Here is a 3,762-nt window from a genome sequence, read left to right as displayed (position 1 = left end):
GAGGGCGTCGAGCAGGCGGGCCAGGGCGGGGACGGCGGTCTGGATCGCCGCCCGGTCGGCCGGGACGACGGCGGCCAGGGCGGCGGTGAGCAGATCGGCGCGGTGACGTTCGTGCTCGACCATCCGGGCGTGTGCGGCGTCGGTGAGGCGCAGCCGGACCAGCCGACGGTCGGCCGGGTCGCGCGACCGGTCGAGCAGCCCGGCGTCGGCGAGCTCGCGGACCAGAGTGCTCACCGTGTTGGGTGCGGTGCCCAGCCGGCGGGCGGCCTCCCCGCCGCCGATCCCGGGGTACCCGCGGACGAGTAGCAGCAGCTCCACCTGGGCCTCTGGCAGCGGCGCACGGTTGGCGCGGCGACTGACCGATCGGCGCAGCAGCCGGTGCGTCTCCCCCACCAGCGCACCGAGCCGTGCCACCTCGTCGTCGGTCACCGGGGTCACCTACTTCACATCTCAATAGTTCTGGGTGCAGAGATAAGATTAGCCGGTTGCCGAATTGATCCAGGGAGGATCATGCCCCGCACCGCGCCGCCGACCGCGTCCGCCGCCCCTCGGCCGGGCATCGCCACGCCGACGCCGGGCGGAGCGTCGCTGCTGGTGCTGCTCGGCGCCCTCACCGCCATCGGCCCGCTGTCCCTGGACATGTACCTTCCGGCGTTCCCCGCGATGACCCGCGACCTCGACGCCAGCCCGGCGCAGGTGCAACTGTCGCTGACCACCTGTCTGATCGGCCTCGCGCTCGGACAGTTGGTCACCGGGCCGCTCAGCGACCGCTGGGGCCGGCGTCGCCCGGTGCTGGTCGGCGTGCTCGCGTACGCGCTGCTGGCGCTGCTCTGTGCCGCCGCCCCGAGCGCGCCCGCGCTGGCCACCGCCCGGTTCGCCCAGGGCTTCGCCGGCGGGACGGGCGTCGTGGTGGCCCGCGCGGTGGTCCGTGACCTGTACGCCGGGCGGGCCGCAGCACGGTACTTCTCCCGGCTCACCCTGGTCTTCGGGGTGGCCCCGGTCGCCGCACCCGGCGTCGGCAGCCTGGTGCTGCGGTTCGGCTCCTGGCGGGCGGTCTTCGTGGCCCTGGCGGTGATCGCCCTGCTGCTCGCCGCCGCCGTGGCCTGGCGGCTGCCGGAGACCCTGCCCCTCGATCGACGCAGCACGGGCGGGTTGGCCAACACCGCGCGCACCATGCGGTCCCTCTTCGCCGACCGTGGCTATCTCGGGTACTCGCTGACCCAGGGCCTCGCCTTCGCCGGGCTGTTCGCCTACATCTCCGGGTCGTCCTTCGTGTTCCAGGACGTGTTCGGCCTCTCCGCGGTGGTGTTCAGCCTGCTCTTCGGGCTCAACGCGCTGGCCCTGGTGGCCGCCGGCCAGGCCAACGCCCGACTGCTCGACCGATTCGACCCGCGCCGCCTGCTGGTCACGACGCTACTGGTCGGCGCGGTCGCGGCGCTCGGCGTACTGGGCGGAGCGCTCGGCGACAGCCTGGTGCTGGTGGCGGCCGCCCTGTTCGTCTTCGTCGGATCGCTCGGCATGGTGATGCCGAACAGCACCGCCCTGGCGCTGGACGCGCACGCCCGGCACGCCGGCACGGCCGCGGCGCTGATGGGCGCGACCCAGTCGGTGATCGGCGCGCTCGCCGCGCCGCTGGTCGGGCTCGGCGGCGAGGGCAGCGCCCTGCCGATGGCCGCGGTGACCACCGGGGCGGCGGGGCTGTCCCTGGTCGCGGTGCTCACCCTCACCCGCCCGCGCCGCTGACCGGCCCGGTCGGCGGCGGTCAGTCGGCGAAGCGGCGCAACACCTCGGCGCGGGTGGGCATCGACACGGCGCCGCCCGGGGACTCGCAGACCACCCCGGCCACCCGCAGCGCGAACGTCACCCGCTGATGCCAGCCGGCCGCAGCGGCCGGCTCGCCGTCGACGAACAGGTCGGCCACGAGCGCCGCCATCACCGAGTCGCCGGCGCCGGTGGCGTCGACCGCGCGCACCTTCGGCGCGGGCACGCGTACGGGGTCGCCACCGGCGGGGGCGACCACCGCGCCGTCGGCGCCCAGGGTGACCACGACGGTGCCGGCCCCCAGCTCCCGCAGGTACGCGGCGACCCCCTCGACCGGCTCGCGCGGATAGAGCAGTCCGGCGTCGGCCACGCTCAGTTTGACCAGGTGCGCCCCGGCGGCGAACTCGGCCACCACCTGGCGCAGCTCGTCCAGGGCGGCCGGCCCGTCCACCAGCCGGGGGCGTACGTTCGGGTCGAAGACCCGCAGGCCGGTGGCGAGCGTCCAGGCGCGGCGGGCGGCCGCCAGCACCGGTGGGCAGAGCAGGACGATCGACCCGCAGTAGAGCACGTCGGCGCCCTCCAGCAGCGCGACGTCCAGGTCGTCGGCGGAGAGCAGGCCGTACGACGGCGGCTCGCCGTAGAAGCGGAAGTCCGGCTCGGCCCCGGCATGGGTGGTCACCGCGAGCGCGGTCGGCGCCGGCACGGTGACCGTGCCGGTCAGCCCCACTCCGGCGGCGTCGAGGAAGGCCCGGATCCGGCTGGCGAGCACGTCGTCGCCGAGGGAGCCCACGAACTGCGTGCCGCCGCCCAGCCGGGACACCCCGACGGCGACGTTGAGCGGGCCACCGCCGATCTCCTGCCGGAACACGGGCCGGCCCTCGCACTCGGCGTCGAGCAGGTCCACCAACGCCTCTCCCAGCACCACCGCGTATCCCACATCGCCTCCCAGCGTCCCGTCTGCCCGATACCAGGCTGGCACAGGGCCCGCCACCCCGGGTCACGAAGTCGCCGTCTTTGCATATCGAGGGTCACCTATTGCTAGTTCCGTCCGGACGTGTTGGGATTACGCGTACCGGATCGGTGCGGGGGCTGCCGCACCACCGGAGACGAGCTGGGGCGACGCGAGGGGCACCGGTCCGCGAACCGCGGACCGCCGGCGGCGCAACCCCCTGGGCCCTTCCGACATCCGGGCCTCGGCGGTCACGGCGCCGCGATCGACGCACCCCCGCCACAGCGGGGCCGGCGACCGCGCCTGCCCCGCGGATCAGGAGAAGATCGTGATCCGTTCCCGTACCGCCGCGTTGCTCACCGCGGCAGCCACCGTCGCTCTGGGCAGCGTCGCCCTGGTCAGCCAGGCCGAGCCGGCCGCCGCGCACGGCGCGGCGATGACCCCGGGCAGCCGCACCTACCTGTGCTGGAAGGACGGTCTGACCGGCACCGGCGAGATCAAACCGAACAACCCGGCCTGTTCGGCGGCCGTGGCCCAGAGCGGCCCCAACTCCCTCTACAACTGGTTCGGCGTGCTGCGTTCGGACGCCGGCGGACGCACCGTCGGCTACATCCCCGACGGCAAGCTGTGCAGTGGCGGCAACCCCGGCTTCGCCGGCTACGACCTGGCCCGTAACGACTGGCCGCTGACCCACCTCACGGCCGGCGCCCGGCTGGACTTCAAGTACAGCAACTGGGCCCACCACCCGGGCACCTTCTACTTCTACGTGACGAAGAACAGCTGGAGCCCGAACCGGCCGCTGGCCTGGAGCGACCTGGAGGAGCAGCCGTTCCTCACGGTGACCAACCCGCCGCAGCGCGGCGCGGTGGGCACCAACGAGGGACACTACTACTTCAGCGGCAACCTGCCGACGAACAAGTCCGGCCGGCACATCATCTACTCCCGCTGGGTCCGTTCCGACAGCCAGGAGAACTTCTTCGGCTGCTCGGACGTCACCTTCGACGGGGGCAACGGCGAGGTGACCGGCATCGGCAACGGCGGCACCCCGTCCC

4 protein-coding genes are annotated in these 3,762 nt (G+C 74.0%); 2 read left to right on the top strand and 2 right to left on the bottom strand.

Going from position 1 to position 3,762, the window contains the following annotated elements:
• Window positions 1-429 (bottom strand): MarR family transcriptional regulator (locus E1193_RS30470; RefSeq protein WP_132186586.1); only part of this gene is annotated, 429 nt, incomplete at its 3' end.
• An 81-nt stretch (window positions 430-510) separates the two neighbouring features.
• Here E1193_RS30470 and E1193_RS30465 point away from each other — a divergent pair.
• The gene (locus E1193_RS30465) at window positions 511-1,743 is read left to right on the top strand and encodes a multidrug effflux MFS transporter (RefSeq protein WP_132186585.1); all 1,233 of its coding nucleotides are present in this window, start codon (window positions 511-513) and stop codon (window positions 1,741-1,743) included.
• A gap of 19 nt (window positions 1,744-1,762) precedes the next feature.
• On the opposite strand, the gene E1193_RS30460 is transcribed toward E1193_RS30465, so the two are convergent.
• A complete protein-coding gene (locus E1193_RS30460) occupies window positions 1,763-2,698 on the bottom strand; it encodes a carbohydrate kinase (protein ID WP_132186584.1) in 936 nt (311 codons plus the stop codon).
• Between the two features lie 337 nt (window positions 2,699-3,035).
• On the opposite strand from E1193_RS30460, the gene E1193_RS30455 reads away from it, so the two are divergent.
• Window positions 3,036-3,762 (top strand): lytic polysaccharide monooxygenase (locus tag E1193_RS30455; protein WP_207922936.1); only part of this gene is annotated, 727 nt, incomplete at its 3' end.

The sequence above is a fragment of the Micromonospora sp. KC606 genome, assembly GCF_004348675.1.
Taxonomy (GTDB): domain Bacteria; phylum Actinomycetota; class Actinomycetes; order Mycobacteriales; family Micromonosporaceae; genus Micromonospora.
This window is presented reverse-complemented; position numbering and strand designations above follow the sequence as displayed.

Excerpts from the sequence above, each read along its gene's own strand:
- E1193_RS30465 (WP_132186585.1), top strand. The coding sequence starts at position 511 with ATGCCCCGCACCGCGCCGCCGACCGCGTCCGCCGCCCCTCGGCCGGGC.